At 47.0% G+C, this 15,316-nt stretch carries 15 protein-coding genes; 3 read left to right on the forward strand and 12 right to left on the reverse strand.

Annotated features, from left to right (window positions below; translation table 11 throughout):
* Nucleotides 1–215 precede the first annotated feature (215 nt).
* A complete protein-coding gene (locus ABT58_RS22810) occupies nt 216–1,820 on the reverse strand; it encodes a hypothetical protein (protein WP_047876740.1) in 1,605 nt (534 codons plus the stop codon).
* A complete protein-coding gene (locus ABT58_RS22815) occupies nt 1,814–2,749 on the reverse strand; it encodes a patatin-like phospholipase family protein (protein WP_053063188.1) in 936 nt (311 codons plus the stop codon). Before ABT58_RS22815 ends, ABT58_RS22810 begins: the two co-directional genes overlap by 7 nt.
* 116 nt (nt 2,750–2,865) lie before the next feature.
* Between ABT58_RS22815 and ABT58_RS22820 the strand changes: the two genes are divergently transcribed.
* Nucleotides 2,866–3,057 carry a hypothetical protein gene (locus ABT58_RS22820; RefSeq protein WP_047876741.1) on the forward strand — a complete coding sequence of 64 codons (192 nt, stop codon included), beginning with the start codon at nt 2,866–2,868 and terminating at the stop codon, nt 3,055–3,057.
* An 81-nt stretch (nt 3,058–3,138) separates the two neighbouring features.
* Here ABT58_RS22820 and ABT58_RS22825 read toward each other — a convergent pair whose 3' ends face one another.
* The 7 genes from ABT58_RS22825 to ABT58_RS22855 all read right to left on the reverse strand — a co-directional run bounded on the left by ABT58_RS22825 (nt 3,139) and on the right by ABT58_RS22855 (nt 9,239).
* Nucleotides 3,139–3,402 carry an RNase H1/viroplasmin domain-containing protein gene (locus ABT58_RS22825; RefSeq protein ID WP_047876742.1) on the reverse strand — a complete coding sequence of 88 codons (264 nt, stop codon included), beginning with the start codon at nt 3,400–3,402 and terminating at the stop codon, nt 3,139–3,141.
* A 91-nt stretch (nt 3,403–3,493) separates the two neighbouring features.
* A complete protein-coding gene (locus ABT58_RS22830; protein ID WP_047876743.1) occupies nt 3,494–4,954 on the reverse strand; it encodes a hypothetical protein in 1,461 nt (486 codons plus the stop codon).
* A gap of 171 nt (nt 4,955–5,125) precedes the next feature.
* The gene (locus tag ABT58_RS22835) at nt 5,126–5,806 is read right to left on the reverse strand and encodes a hypothetical protein (protein ID WP_047876744.1); all 681 of its coding nucleotides are present in this window, start codon (nt 5,804–5,806) and stop codon (nt 5,126–5,128) included.
* A 371-nt stretch (nt 5,807–6,177) separates the two neighbouring features.
* Nucleotides 6,178–6,390: a glycine zipper domain-containing protein gene (locus ABT58_RS22840; RefSeq protein ID WP_047876745.1), complete on the reverse strand. Its 213-nt coding sequence runs from the start codon at nt 6,388–6,390 to the stop codon at nt 6,178–6,180.
* Nucleotides 6,391–6,416: 26 nt separating this feature from the next.
* A complete protein-coding gene (locus ABT58_RS22845) occupies nt 6,417–6,911 on the reverse strand; it encodes a hypothetical protein (protein ID WP_047876746.1) in 495 nt (164 codons plus the stop codon).
* A gap of 480 nt (nt 6,912–7,391) precedes the next feature.
* Complete coding sequence (locus ABT58_RS22850) at nt 7,392–7,763, reverse strand: hypothetical protein (RefSeq protein WP_047876747.1); 372 nt, start codon at nt 7,761–7,763, stop codon at nt 7,392–7,394.
* A gap of 195 nt (nt 7,764–7,958) precedes the next feature.
* Nucleotides 7,959–9,239, reverse strand: a complete 1,281-nt coding sequence (locus ABT58_RS22855; RefSeq protein WP_047876748.1) for a sensor domain-containing diguanylate cyclase — start codon at nt 9,237–9,239, stop codon at nt 7,959–7,961.
* 668 nt (nt 9,240–9,907) lie between these two features.
* Between ABT58_RS22855 and pykF the strand changes: the two genes are divergently transcribed.
* Both pykF and ABT58_RS22865 read left to right on the forward strand, forming a co-directional pair.
* A complete protein-coding gene (gene pykF, locus ABT58_RS22860; protein WP_047876749.1) occupies nt 9,908–11,320 on the forward strand; it encodes a pyruvate kinase PykF in 1,413 nt (470 codons plus the stop codon).
* Nucleotides 11,321–11,584: 264 nt separating this feature from the next.
* On the forward strand, nt 11,585–12,238 hold the full coding sequence (locus ABT58_RS22865) for a GntR family transcriptional regulator (protein ID WP_229821803.1): 654 nt from the start codon (nt 11,585–11,587) through the stop codon (nt 12,236–12,238).
* A gap of 27 nt (nt 12,239–12,265) precedes the next feature.
* On the opposite strand, the gene ABT58_RS24220 is transcribed toward ABT58_RS22865, so the two are convergent.
* The 3 genes from ABT58_RS24220 to ABT58_RS22880 form a co-directional block, all read right to left on the reverse strand.
* A complete protein-coding gene (locus tag ABT58_RS24220; protein ID WP_047876751.1) occupies nt 12,266–12,406 on the reverse strand; it encodes a hypothetical protein in 141 nt (46 codons plus the stop codon).
* Between the two features lie 159 nt (nt 12,407–12,565).
* Nucleotides 12,566–13,063, reverse strand: coding sequence for an acetolactate synthase small subunit (gene ilvN, locus ABT58_RS22875; RefSeq protein ID WP_047876752.1), 498 nt, complete (start codon nt 13,061–13,063; stop codon nt 12,566–12,568).
* Entirely contained in the window at nt 13,063–14,781 is a 1,719-nt protein-coding gene (locus tag ABT58_RS22880) for an acetolactate synthase 3 large subunit (protein ID WP_047876753.1), read from the reverse strand. The genes ilvN and ABT58_RS22880 overlap by 1 nt, the downstream gene beginning before the upstream one ends.
* Nucleotides 14,782–15,316 lie beyond the last annotated feature (535 nt).

A 15,316-nucleotide genomic window follows, 5' to 3' on the forward strand; every position in this document is an offset into this window, starting at 1 on the left:
TGGTGGCCCCTGACAGACTTGAACTGTCGACCAAGCGATTATGAGCGAAGATCCGATCAAATTCCCCCACACATTTTACGGCCTAGTTCTGGACTGAAATTTTACATCACACCTTTGCGAGCAAAACGTTGTCGCCCTTGTCGCGGTGTCGCCATGTCGTCGGCGACAAGCAGGGTGTTGAGCTACCCCGTATAACCAACTGAAATTAACAACATTTAATGAAATAAATCTTGATTTCGCCAATCTGAATAATCAAAATCTAACACCTCGATCTGATACCCATTTGAATTACTAACCACCCCATTAGTTAAGGTACTAAATAGATCGAGTATAATTAAGCAATATGGTCCGGATAAACCATTTGGTTTTCCGGGGATAAGAGTTAAATCTGAAAAGTATTTTGGCAATATGTCTTTCAAATGACGTGGAATAACAACCTCATCTGCATCAAACATTAATTTCCCACCGCATAAATTACCTACTTCATTGCATTTTTTACCCTTCGGATACACCCTTGAACCATACATATTAATCAGCACGCATGGTGATGATTTAGGTAACAGATGCAAGATCTCACCAGCCTTAATATATTCTTTCCCATAAAAAATTGATGTTCCCACCTTATCTTTACGATGTCCTATTTTTATAACCTTTAGCTGAGCAACATTAGATTGCAAGAAAAGATTAAAGTCTGAACACTCAGTGGAAATGTTCCTTTCGCCTTGAACTTTACTCAATTCAATAACATCTAGAGCCTCCTGAACTTCATCACATTCTTGCTGTTTTTGCGACGCCTGAAGTTGCTTATAAAACACTAAATCTTCAACCAAGTTCATCACCACATCAAAAAATGGCACTTCTCGCTCAAGATCACGTCCAGAGGTTTGCTGCACATACTTCGTCGCTAACGTCAGGCTAAGATCTTGCTTAGAGGCATTTGGGGAGTACTCTAAAATGGTATCAATGATGTGAGCATCAATAGTTTCTAGCGTTTGCAACTTACCTAGTCCCATCAACGCTGGCATGAGTGTTTCCGCATCATCTAATTCAGGCTTGGCATCAATGCCTTTAAACAACTGCTCTAGCAAAACGGGTTGCTCTTGATAGCTTTGGTACACCTCTTTTAGCGATACTTTCTCATCAGGATGATGCCCAACTTGTACCATCACCGCCTTAAAAAAAGATAAATCTCTAGGGCTCCACTGTTGATGAGAGTGGTGGTAGAACTCGTTAGCCAGACACACCATTTTCTCAGGACGGGTTAACTCACCATAGGTTTTGCCTTGGTATACCCTTTCAAATCCCAGTGTTTCTTTCCAGAACAACAAATCATCGTTACGCTCCAGGCTGGTAAATTTCGCCTCTAACGTTTGACGCATCGACGCAAAAAATGTGGCTAGATTTTGGTTCAGCTCTGCCAGTTCTTGCTGTGTTTCGTTGACGTCGGCGACGACGCGATTCACTTTATCGCCCAGAGAAACGACCATTTGGTAGGTCATCAGGTTGTTTTCAGCCAGTTTGTTCAACATTTGTTGGCCGAGATACTGACTCTGAGCTAGCTCATAAGTATTGCGCACAGTTACCTTTTGGTTCTTGCCCGTTAAGTCCCCCCACAGACGAGCTAAAAAACCTTGGCTTTCTAGCTCTTTACTACGTGATGATACTGATGTTGCGAGTGATGTTGCCTCTAACGCCATCAGGTTCACCATCTCTGAATTTTTGCCATGTTTTACAATTAAATCATCAATGAATGTATCAACTTGTGAAAGCACATCCACTTCAACAGGTAGCTTTGATGTCTCTGTTACTGCCGTTACCATTTACTCATTTCCTTTAGCAAATTTTGTTTTGAAGCGATTAAATTTGTTTTGTTAGCTACTCGTTGTTGCATGTGATATTCAAATTCATCATGCTGTTTTTTATATTTGAGTAACTCCACGCTGTACTGATAGTTGCCTTCAACCAGTTCAAAAACAGGCGCGAGAACTGCCATAGTATCGTCATAGCCGTGCTGCATTTTTCTGGCTGACTCGGTAAAGCTTAATGGGGCACCGGGATGTTCCTGTGGATAGATAGGAATGATTTTACAATTTGGGTACAGGTCTGTTGGAATAAGGTCTGAACGACTGAGCATGACTGCGATGATGATGTTACACCCCTCATCAACAAGCGGTCTTATCGGAGTGTTATCTCGAATAAACCCATCCCAGTAACGCTTACCTTGTACGATCTGTTTAGGGAATATCACTGGAATTGCTGACGATGCTAACAAAATATCTTCTATCGTTTCTTGGCGATGCTCTTGCAAAGAAAAGTAGATCTTCTTAAAGGTAGGTAGCTCTGTAGCACAGGCGTAACAAGGCATGCCTCTTTGCTTTATCGCCGTCTCATCAAGATAGTCTTGGATGATCCGATGTAAACCATCGCGAGAGAACACTCCACTCATCGCCAGAGTTTTTACTACCGCTGCGATAGCAGGCGAAACAACAATACCGCCCTTAAGTAGCGCAGCCAGAGTATCCCTCAGATTGATACTCAACACATCAGAGGGTTTCATACTCAGCCAAGCTTCTTCTGCTTTAGCCAAATCTCCCTGAGCAAATAACGCTGCATTTAATGCCCCCACAGAAGTTCCGGAGACAGCACAAATGTCTTTGGCAAGGCCCAGTTGCTCCATCGCTTTCCATACACCAACTTCATAAGCACCTTTGCCACCACCACCCGATAAAACAAGTCCAATTTTTTGCATTGTCTATTCCATTAATATGAACTGTAAGAGAGCTAAATTTATACACATTTTACTTGCATGAACCCCACCCAAGGTTAATTATATGCACATCAACTATATGCTTATGGTGTATTAGCATGAATGACAACAATGAAGTGAGTCTATACAACAAGATTGTGATTTCAGTGGCGATTCTTGGCAGTCTTGTGGCTTTATTTAAAGCAGGTTTAGTAGCCGCTATAGTCAAGTTTGTCTTTGTCATTATCTTTGGAGCTGTTGCAAAAGCATTGTGGGACTGGATTGTCGGTGACTTCTTTAACCGCCTTTAGAGCTTTACAAAACATTCAGCCCGCTAGAACTGCATCCTAACGGGCTGAGTTGTTCACTATGTCACTTTGTTCACTCGTATCTTAGAAAGGGCATTCATCTCCCTCCTCCAAAAACATAAGTAACTCACTACTAATTTCATCGTCACTCATATCCAAAAGCTCAGCATCGTTCAGACCACAGGGGGCAAGATACTCATCTAACGCTTCTTGAGCCTCTTGTCGTGTTTTGTAACTACAATGCTTTGCCCCCTTGTAACCATCAACATACGTCCTTGTCTCATCCCAGCTGTTGAAAATGCCAGTCTTACGTCCCTCAAATACGACATAAAATTTTTGCTTTGCCATATTACTCACCTAAAGTTGAAAATTGCTTGTCACCACTCAACGCCCCCCCCCACAGTCAGAGGCGTCACGTCGTCAACCTACGTCACCAGACTTACGAAAATGGTTTACCGGCTACCTTGATGAAGCGTTTTTTGCCTCGACCCATAAGGAAAAAGATCCCCGCAGCATTAAAGCTCGCCTCTTGGGATTTGAGCTTAACTGTCAAAGATGCAGCCGTTTTAGGCATGCCGTATGAACTTTCCAGCATTTGTAACATCCGTAGTAACTCGCTCGGTTCCCCCTCCCACACAGTGCTGTCTTTGCAATTCATCGCGATAAATTTCTCAAAGGCGATGGTTAACGAGTCATGCTCTACACCAGATGCTGAGAGCGATTTGACATTGTCCTTGTAAGCTTTCTGCATCCTCCCCTCTGGCAATCCTACGACCTGCTCAAATGCTGCCAGCCATGCTGAGAAGTCCATGATACGAGCAGAGTGAACTGGTTTAACGTTCGGTTCTACTTGAAGAAGCAGAGCAGATAACTGAAGTAACGAACCAAAGATCACGGGTAAATCTCTTGCCCAGCATTCCTTGAGTTCTCGTTCAGAACGGCGGTTTTTTTCATCCATTTTCGCTAACGACAAACGCAAGCAACGGTCGGCAAGGTCAGATTCCTTAATAAAGGAGTGGATACCATTGAGTACCAACGGCGAGTGCAGCCTCATGCTCGATAGATCGCTATCAGCATAGAGCTTACGAGTTGCAAAACTGGAACCCGTTGCCACTGAACACAACAAATCGCTCATAGGACGACTCAAAGAGCGCATGTTGTCGTACATCAGCATGTAGCTACTGTTAGAGTGAATGGCTAAGTCTTTGTCTGAACGAGGAAATGTTAGTGTTGCATTGGTGTTAGGGTCGGTAAGGCCTCGAACGATATTTCCCGAGGTGAAGCTTTTGCCTGAGCCCTTTTCTGCCAGAATAACAAGGATGGGGTATGGAACGCCAACGGCTTTGGGATGAGCCAGTACGTATGTAATGTAAACAATGAGCATCATCAACTCACTGGTCGAGGTATTCACATAAGGGTGCAGTAGTTTTATACCATCTCGCCAAGACCCTGTAAGATCAGGCGTAGCCAATGCCAGCATTTGAGGGGACCGAAGAAATGGAACATGATGGAACTCATCACCATCTTTGATGATTTCAACTTTGCCATCTCTAAGAAGCAAAAGAGTGCTGCCTTCATCTCCTTGATCGATAAGTACTGATTTTGTTATAGGGTCTAGACCAACGCGTTGGGCTAACTGCCCAGTGAACACGGGGGACTCATAAGCCATCGCCTCAAGTTCTGCTTTAACCTCTTCTATAATGTTACTGCGGACTCTAAGGTCTAGACCTTCTCGTGCTTTCTTCCTAATGATGTTGGACATTTCTTGAGACATTAGTGGGATGCACTTGGTGATGGCCCCCACGTTTTGCTTGTAATATGCGTAGCCTTCTTTGAATAGAAAATCTTTCACTTCAAACTCATCTGCAATTGACTCTACTAGGGCTTTCTTGTCGCTCATAATTTAACACCGAATATAATGACCAAATGGTCGAGATTAGTCAGCAGCTAACCAACAGGTGTGACAATGCACAAACACTGCTGGTCAGCAGAGAATTGGTGTAAAAAAGACGTGTATTATTTGGGGATATTTAGATGTGTATATTTAGGCGTGCTTTTAGCTTTTATGGGGTTACTTTAACAATGCTAGAAGATCATCATCGGTATCCATGTTCATATCCATGTTCAATTCTTCATTGAATGTTTCTTTCATATACTCACCAAAGTCGTCACTATCCGATTCCTCGGTCTTATTTAAAGCTTGTTCGACTTCATCGTTACTCCCCGTATCCTTTAGCAACCCATATCGAACGGCATCATCCATCGTATTAATCTGATGGTTTTGAGCAAACTTCTCTTGAATCTCAGTCCATTGCTCTTCTGTTACCTCTGCAAAATCAGTGCGAGCCAGTTCAGATACCACTTCAAACTCGTAGCACTCTTGCTCTTTGTTCGAACGAATCTTTACTACCTGTTTTGTCGCCGTGTCTAAAACCAAAGACTTCGTCATATTCCACGGATTCGAAGAATGGGTAGGTACCGGTACCAAATTTGCAGCTTTATGTTGGTACCTCACTAGGTAGAGGTCATAAGACCGAACAGAATGCTCGGCATCACTCAACGCCTGCTCTAGCTCCGCATCGTTTGGGTTAACCAGATAATACTCTTGTCCAACTCGAGCAGCATTGACTGGTTGTTCCACTTTCTCTGCGATGAGCGCTGCGTTATATGCAAGCCGCGTTAACACCTCTTGCTCAGAGAGCTGTGGAGCGATAAAGCCCAGCATTGCGCCGTTTAGTGATAGTTTTTTCATGTATATTTCCTCATGGTTAATGTTTACAGTTACACAACAATTGGGCGTTCAAAATGGTAAACGTCCTATACTAGATATGTTGAAACTTTTAATGCCTTTAGAGCGAGTCAGGACTTTGAGCCTATAGAAAGCCGAGAAAATCATGGGCCAGCGTTATACACCCCATTAATGGGCTTAACCACTAGAGCTCGACGCTTTCCATCCCACGCGCTAGGCCATAAGGAAAAAATCATGAAAACATTAAGGTAAGGAAAATGTAAATTAAAAAGCAACTGCGCAACATAACACCGTGAACACGGGAACACTCACATATTCAAAAAAAAAAACAGCAGTAACTCATCGAGCTACCACTGCTTTTCTAGCCTATTCCCTTAGTCTTCATCACCCAGAACGAAGCCCAGTACGCCACCTACTCCAGCACCGACAGCTAGACCTACGGGACCAAAAAACCGTCCTATAATCATACCCGTTGCTGCACCTTTCAGTGCTCCCTTGGTACTGGGTTTTATCTCGTAGCAAGTTTCATCATTATCTGTATTCACTACTATTGCCGCTGTTAGTGCTCTCTTATCAATCTTGCTCATGCCATTCCCTCTATATAAGTAAACATTCATTTGGTCTTTTCTGTTGGTTTAACAAGAGAACGCAATTCCTCGCAGCGTTGCTCATACTCAGGCGTTAGCGAATGCAAGAACACTGACTTTTCAGCGGGGACGGTAAGTGACATATCTCTTAAACAAGCAGCGAGAAAACCCACATTGTTAGCACTGCCACCTTTAAACAAAGATTTCAGAACGGTACTCTTAAACGGCTTATCTTTTTGACTGTCCAGTACTGCAAAAATATCATCTAGCGCAATCCACTCCTTGCTATGTAAACCACCTCCCTCGTTACCAGATATGCGCAGATATATAGCATTTAGATCATCATGTACCGCAAGCTCATAGAACACTTTGTTCTCAGTTTTTGGACTGAGCTTTTTCGCCATGCCATTTAAAACGACATTAGCGAAGTGGTTCACAGGAGTTTCCTCAGTAGCTAGCTCTGGACTCTCGCTAAGGGTTGGCTGAGTAACATTTTCTTTATTGTTTAATTTACGTGGCATGTATCACCTCATTTCAGTTAAAAACAAAAAGGCCCTTACCAGACGAACCAGTAAGAGCCATTACAAATAAATAATATGCGTTTGTTTTTGATTTTGTTTCTGAGGTAAACGTCCTGTCTTTTCCGGTCAGCTTCCGGTCTTCCACCTCCCATAAAACTCAACACCCTGCTTGTCGCCGACGACATGGCGACACCGCGACAAGGGCGACAACGTTTTGCTCGCAAAGGTGTGATGTAAAATTTCAGTCCAGAACTAGGCCGTAAAATGTGTGGGGGAATTTGATCGGATCTTCGCTCATAATCGCTTGGTCGACAGTTCAAGTCTGTCAGGGGCCACCAGATTCGTTCGCAAGAACACGAAAAGGCCGAAGTGGTGAATAACCGCTTCGGCCTTTTTCATATCTATGATTTGGCGGCGATGACTGAGTATCTATAACTCGGCGCGCGGCTAACGAGTGGCCGCCCATAACGGCCATCGTTTTTAGATTTCTTTCATCGCAGAGAGCACAGACGGCTCATTAAGCAAATTGAACAACATCCCTTTGGCAGAAGCGCGCTGGGCGTCTGACAGGGCTTTCTGTGGGTTTTCTCGGGCTTGGTTCAGAATGTTTTTGATGAACTTGCTGTTCGTCCCAGACAGTTCATACACAAAACGCAATGTGTCGAGCAACTCGCCCTGTGGCAAGCGATACACGGCCATCTCACAACTCAGCGCATCCATCGCAAGGAGATCATTCACGACCGCTTTGCGCTCAATGTTAAACTTCTCTTTTGCCTCATGGGCATCAATTAACGCCTGCACGCGCTCGGCGATCGCGACAGGCACATCCATGGTTACGGTTTCATGCTTCACTACGGGTTCTCCTGTTTTCGCAGAGGGTAAACTCTCTCGGTTATTATGGTGTTTTTATTCAGCGCAGCCAAACAGTGACCCTGCCAATTCCCCTTCCCTATTGTAGAAGAAACACGTCTGTCTTTTTGTGCTGACACAACAGAAAACGGCATGTTGTACGCCATTCTGTGATCTGCCCGCTCAACACCCTGTCAGTTAATACAAACACGGCGCGGTCACCTCGGCTACCACCACTTGGCCTTTACCTCGGTGTTTAGCATCATACAGTGCCACATCGGCTGAGCCTACCAATTGCTCGATTGATTGGATCGCGGGCGATAACGCGGCGACCCCAATACTCACGGTAAAAGTAATAGACTGTGTACCGACCGGCACCGCCATGCTGGCCATCGCACAACACAAACGCTCGGCAATGTGTTGCGCTTGCTGCAATGCCGTCCCCGGCAACACCAGCACAAACTCTTCACCGCCCCAACGCCCCAGCAGATCGTGTTGACGCGTCAGTTGTTGGCATCCTTTGGCAAAGTGCTGCAGCACCACATCACCGGCATGGTGGCCGAAACTGTCATTGATCGCCTTAAAATTATCAATGTCGATCAACAAGCAACTCAACGGCCGGCGACGGGTAATGGCGCTTTTCAGCTGCAGCTGCAAATGCTCCGATAAGGCGCGACGGTTATACACATTGGTCAGGCCATCAAAATTAGCCCGATACTCCAGCTGTTCGCGTAACTCGTGCTGCTCAGTAATGTCCATCGCGGTTACTTGTACCGCGCGCTCCCCGTTCCAGTCGACCGGGCGCGACAACAAACTCAGCCACAATACCGAGGTGTCGGCCCGCAGACCTTTGGCTTCGGTTTTGATCACCGCGACCTGTCCGGCTAATAAGGCTTGGTTATCCTGCCAGGCTTGCACATGAAATTGGGTATTAATAAAAGGCAATATAGAGGGCTGCGCCAACAGGGCATTGGCGTCGGTAAAACCGTACATGTTCGCATAGGCTTGATTGCAGAACAGCGGCTGAAAATCTTTATGCACCAGCATGCCCTGAATCGATCCGTCCACCAGTTCACGGTAGCGTTGCTCACTGGCCAGCAGCTGGCGCTGCATGGCGATCTGACGGCTCAAATCCACTACGATGATCTGCATCGCCGGCTCACCCTGCCAGTCCACCACGCTGTCGACCGTCAATACCGTGATCAATTCACCGTCTTTATTGAGGTTTTCAAAGGTGCGTACGCCCGGCTGATCAAGGCCTGTCATCACACGCTGATAAGCTGTTTTTGCGGTATCCTGCTCATGTTGAGCAATCAGTGATAGCAGGCTGGGCAGCGCCAGGATCTCTTGGCCGGTGTTGTAGCCAAAACAATGCGCATAGGCATCGTTAGCAAACAGGGGAATAAAGTTTCGGTGAATCACCAAACCATACTGAGCATCAATGGCGAGGGGTTCATGAAGCAGGCTGTGGGTAGACACGATGTGGCACTTTCCTAATAAACACGACGACATGCATGCCGGCCCCGCTCATCCCCTTAACAGGATGACTGTGCTTTTCAGACGGTCAAAAAGAGGCGTGTCAGATGCATTCGCACATTCCTGTTAGCAATATAATGCCAACAGGCCATACCACCAAGCATTATCCTCTCTCTCTATGAAGGCGACCTGAACACTGCTGATTTATTTCGGAGCTAAAAATTAATCATCCATTGATAATAAACAAAAAAAATCTGTGAAATATGTAGATAATCCCAACTTCTCTTTGAGCGTGCGTTAAAAATTTGCACACTCTCACAAGGTGATCAAAGAGTTGAACTATGCTAGTATACGTCGCTTGTTTGGCAGACACATTTATGTAAGCCGGACATATTTTCGTCATCGAATCTCGCTAGACTGCGTGATGACGGGGCTTCAGCGGCACATCGTGCATGAACAAGAGCTGTTTTACCCAAGCAGACCCGTGCTTGGGTAAGGCTATATTTTTGTTATTTTTTTGTATTATCACCGCGTTCTGTAAGGTGAAAAGACAAGAGTGAAAAGAGCATCCTATTTTCGATGTGCATTATCACTGTTGGCTCTGCATTTTCAGGTATAACACTGTGATTCCATTTTCCCTTGGGTAAAAGTTCGTCCGGAGACCATTCTCAATGAAAAAGACCAAGATCGTATGTACGATTGGACCTAAAACAGAATCAGTAGAAATGCTTACTAAACTGGCTAACGCTGGTATGAACGTAATGCGCCTTAACTTCTCACACGGTGACTTCGAAGAACACGGTCAGCGTATCAAGAACGTACGTGAAGTAATGGCTAACACTGGTAAGCAGCTAGCGATTCTTCTGGACACTAAAGGTCCTGAAATCCGTACAATCAAGCTTGAAGGCGGTCAAGATTTTTCTCTTGTTGCAGGTCAGGAATTCACATTCACTACTGACACTTCAGTGATCGGCAACCAAGATCGCGTAGCGGTAACTTACCCTGGTTTCGCAAAAGACCTAGCGAAAGGCAACACTATCCTTGTGGATGACGGCCTAATCGAAATGGAAGTACTTGAAACAACTGACACTGAAGTGAAGTGTAAAGTACTGAACAACGGCGACCTAGGCGAAAACAAAGGTGTTAACCTACCTGGCGTTTCTGTAAAACTGCCTGCACTTGCTGAAAAAGATAAAGCTGACCTTAAGTTCGGCTGTGAGCAAGGCGTTGACTTCGTTGCTGCTTCTTTCATCCGTAAAGCAGAAGACGTAAAAGAAATCCGTGCGCTTCTAAACGCAAACGGCGGCGAAAACATCCAGATCATCTCTAAGATCGAAAACCAGGAAGGTGTTGATAACTTCGACGCTATCCTAGAAGCCTCTGACGGTATCATGGTTGCTCGTGGTGACCTAGGTGTTGAAATCCCAGTTGAAGAAGTTATCTTCGCGCAGAAGATGATGATCGAGAAGTGTAACCGTGCACGTAAAGTGGTTATCACTGCAACTCAGATGCTGGATTCTATGATCAAGAACCCACGTCCAACACGCGCAGAAGCGGGTGACGTTGCGAACGCCATCATGGATGGTACTGACGCAGTAATGCTTTCTGGTGAATCTGCGAAGGGTAAATACCCTATCGAAGCTGTGACTATCATGGCGCAGATCTGTCAGCGTACTGACACTGCACTTAAAGCTGAGCTAGGTTCTCGTCTAGACAGCCCACGTCTACGCATCACTGAAGCAGTATGTAAAGGCGCAGTAGACACATCTGAGAAGCTAAACGCACCACTGATCGTTGTTGCTACTGAAGCGGGTAAGTCTGCACGTTCTGTACGTAAATACTTCCCAACTGCGAACATCCTAGCAGTAACCACTAACGCTAAGACAGCAGCACAGCTTGCTCTGTCTAAAGGTGTAACACCTGTGATCGTTGACTCTATCGACAGCACTGACTACTTCTACGCACGCGGTAAAGAGCTAGCGCTAGAAACAGGTCTAGGCGCGAAAGGCGACATCGTGGTAATGGTTTCTGGTGCACTAGTACCATCAGGCACAACCAACACTGCATCTGTACACGTACTATAAGTTACGCTTGTACAAATGACGGAAAAACGGGAGCTTCGGCTCCCGTTTTTTTATGCTCTGTGAATGCCGCCAAACTCGTCCCAACACGCCGCACGCCTTGCCCTACTTTTCACTTAATAAGCAACAAGATACACATAAAGTGTAGGATCTCACACTTCTGCATGCTGACAATCGCGGTTCATTTTATTCCTGCGTATACTCGCCCACACAATCATACTTTCAGAGGATGATTGTTTGCACCGAACATTGACAGTGAGGAAAACAGTGTCCAGCCCAACCCTTAGTGAGAAAGTGATGGAGATGATCCGTCAGGACATTCTCTCCGGCATTCTAAAACCTGGCCAGAAACTGGTCGTCGCCGAGTTAACTACCCAATACCAAGTCGGTGCCTCCCCGATCCGCGAAGCGCTCGTCCAATTATCGTGGCGTAAGTATGTCCAGTTCGCCCCACAAAAAGGCTGCTGGGTAGCACCGGTGTCGGTGGCAGAATTAGACGATTTGTATAAGACCAATTTAGAACTCTCTAAACTGCTTTTGTCTCAGGCTATGGAAGCCGGTGACGAAGACTGGGAACTCAACATTCTCACCACCTACCACCGTCTCAGCCGTTTGCACCCTGCGGATGTAGCAACCGAATTTACCCTGTGGGAAAAGTGTCACCGTGACTTCCACCTTGCCTTGCTGACAGGCAGCCAATCGCCGGTGATGCTGTCGCTGTACCATCAGGTGTATGAACAAATTGGCCGCTACCGCCATATCTGGCTCAGCCACCACCGCAGCAACGAAGAGCGTTACCACGACAACGGTGAGCACGAAGCGATCATGAAAGCAGTATTGGCCCGCAACAGCGAAGAAGCGTTAGGCTTACTCGCCAACCACTCACAGCGCGCGTTAGAGCACATCAAACAGTACCTATAAGGCGTGATGGCTCAGAGTGGCGTCGCATTACCAGAAGATTTCTTTGTGATGGGTATTGAGCAGTAAAACGGCCAAGAGGAAATACAGGGCGCTGACCTGAAACCCGAGCAGGACCAAGCTGACCACCGTGGTTCTTGCCATCCATTTGGCTGGGGCTTTCGTTAACATGGTCTTCTCCTCTGGGTCACGACAGCGAGCTACCTATAGACTTTAGTCTAAGAAGACCGTTTTTTCCGCCCACAAAAAAGCCGGATATCACTATCCGGCTTTTGCTTTATTTGGCTTTGCCTTATGGGGCTGAGGTTTTATCTGAAGGCCATGAAACCATCAGGCTTTCAGCGCTCGCTCACCGCGCGCCACACCCACGACACCACTGCGGGCCACTTCAATGATCTCGGTCGCTTCACTGACCGCCGCGATAAAGGCATCGAGTTTATCACTCGCCCCTGCCAGCTGGATGGTATAGATCTGGCTGGTCACATCCACAATCTGCCCACGGAAAATGTCAGCGGTACGCTTCACTTCGGCACGGGCAAAGCCACTGGCCTTCACTTTTACCAGCATCAGCTCACGCTCAACGTGCTCACCTTCGGTGACATTGCTGACCTTAAGAATGTCGATCAACTTGTGCAGTTGCTTTTCAATCTGCTCCAGTGCGGCGTCATCTTCTACATGGGTGGTGATGTTCAAACGCGACAACGTTGGATCGTCCGTGGGGGCCACGGTTAAAGATTCAATGTTATACCCTCGCTGGGAAAACAGGCCGACAACACGTGACAATGCACCCGGTTCATTTTCCAGTAGTACCGATACAATCCTGCGCATTATGTTCTCTCCGTTTTACTTAGCCACATTTCACTCATTGAACCGCCACGGATCAGCATCGGGTACACGTGCTCCGTTTCGTCCACACTGATATCAATAAACACCAAACGATCTTTGAGCGCCAAGGCTTTTTCCAGCTCGCTTTCCAGTGCGTTCGGATCCGAAATACGCACGCCAACATGGCCGTAAGCTTCCGCAATCGCGGCAAAATCCGGTACGGAATCCATGTAAGAATGAGAATGACGACCCTGATAAATCATGTCCTGCCACTGCTTCACCATGCCCAGGAAGCGGTTGTTCAGGTTGATGATCTTGACCGGAATATCGTACTGAAGGGCGGTCGACAGCTCCTGAATATTCATCTGGATACTGCCGTCACCGGTCACACATACGACTTCAGCATCCGGCAGCGCAAACTTCACGCCCATGGCTGCTGGCAAACCAAAGCCCATGGTGCCAAGGCCACCGGAGTTGATCCAACGGCGCGGCTTATCAAACGGGTAATACAGCGCGGCGAACATCTGGTGCTGGCCCACATCTGAGGCCACATACGCCTCACCATTGGTCAGACGGTGCAGCACTTCAATCACCTGCTGCGGCTTAATGCGCTCACTGCTGGTGTCGTAGCTCAGGCACTGACGGGCACGCCAGGTGGCAATTTCACTCCACCAGCTATCCAAGGCTGCAGCATCGCGCTCAGCGCTGTGCTCATCCAACATCTTCAGCATGCCATTGAGTACGGTGTCGGCAGAGCCCACAATCGGAATATCAGCCGCAATGGTTTTAGAGATGGAAGACGGATCCACATCAATGTGCATGATGGTGGCATTCGGGCAGTATTTGGCGACATTGTTAGTGGTGCGATCATCAAAGCGCACCCCGATACCAAAGATAAGATCCGCATTATGCATCGCCATATTGGCTTCATAGGTACCGTGCATGCCCAGCATCCCGAGGTTCTTCTCATGGCTGCCCGGGAAGGCCCCCAGCCCCATCAGGGTGTTCACCACCGGAATGTTCAGCGTCTCCGCCAATGTCAGCAACTGCTGGCTGCAATCGGCCATGATCGCCCCGCCGCCTACGTACAACACCGGCTTTTTCGCCGCCAGCAAGGCTTTGAAACCACGCTTGATCTGGCCTTTGTGACCATTGGTGGTCGGGTTGTACGAACGCATCGCAATACGCTCTGGGTACTGGTACGGGTAGCTTTCTGCCGGGTTCAGCATGTCTTTAGGAATATCGATCACCACCGGACCAGGGCGGCCGCTGGCAGCAATATAAAAGGCTTTTTTGACTATCGCAGGAATGTCTTCTGGCTTTTTCACCAGAAAGCTGTGTTTCACAACCGGACGTGAGATCCCGACCATGTCACACTCTTGGAAGGCGTCGTTACCGATCAGGTTACTCATGACCTGACCCGAGAAGACCACGAGCGGAATGGAGTCCATGTAAGCGGTCGCAATGCCGGTGATCGCATTGGTTGCCCCCGGACCGGAAGTTACCAACACCACGCCGACTTCACCGGTTGCACGGGCATAGCCGTCAGCCATGTGTACAGCGGCTTGTTCATGCCGGACGAGGACGTGCTCGATATCGCTCTTCTCATGCAGTGCATCGTAGATATCCAGCACGGAACCACCAGGGTATCCGAAGATATGCTTTACGCCTTGATCGATCATTGAACGTACGATCATCTCAGCGCCGGACAACATTTCCATATTTCTGCCTCCAGGTCGCGACTACCACCCTGCATAGCTAATTCATTCCACCACTGTCACATGCGGTCGCCGTTACAGGTTCAACCGGCCTGGAGGACCCGTCAAACATGCACAGCACGGGGTAGACCGATGCCAGCGCAGAAATACAGCAAAGGAGAATAACCTTCACTTTCAATTAGCTATACAGGCTAATAGTACATAGTTAGGGCTTATTTTTAGCCTAATAAATGAAAACTGTGCGTGTTTCATGCTATGTGCCCACCACACGCAATAACACAATGCGGCAGACTGCAACAACTGTAACGCTTTTTTATCAACCCCGTCTATCGCTCACAGGCAGTTAACACGATTCCTCTGAAATGGGTCATTCTTCACCGTATTTATGATTTTATCGCCATCTGAATCACCATCATTCGCTGCATTTCACCGGATTGTGCAGTTGATTAAACTGGTCAGAGCGGTGAAAAAAACGGCCTCTATCACGTTTCAGGCATAAAAAAAGAGAGTACCGAAGCACTAATGCCGATCAGTTAAG

The organism is Photobacterium aphoticum, assembly GCF_001029435.1.
Lineage (GTDB): Bacteria > Pseudomonadota > Gammaproteobacteria > Enterobacterales > Vibrionaceae > Photobacterium > Photobacterium aphoticum.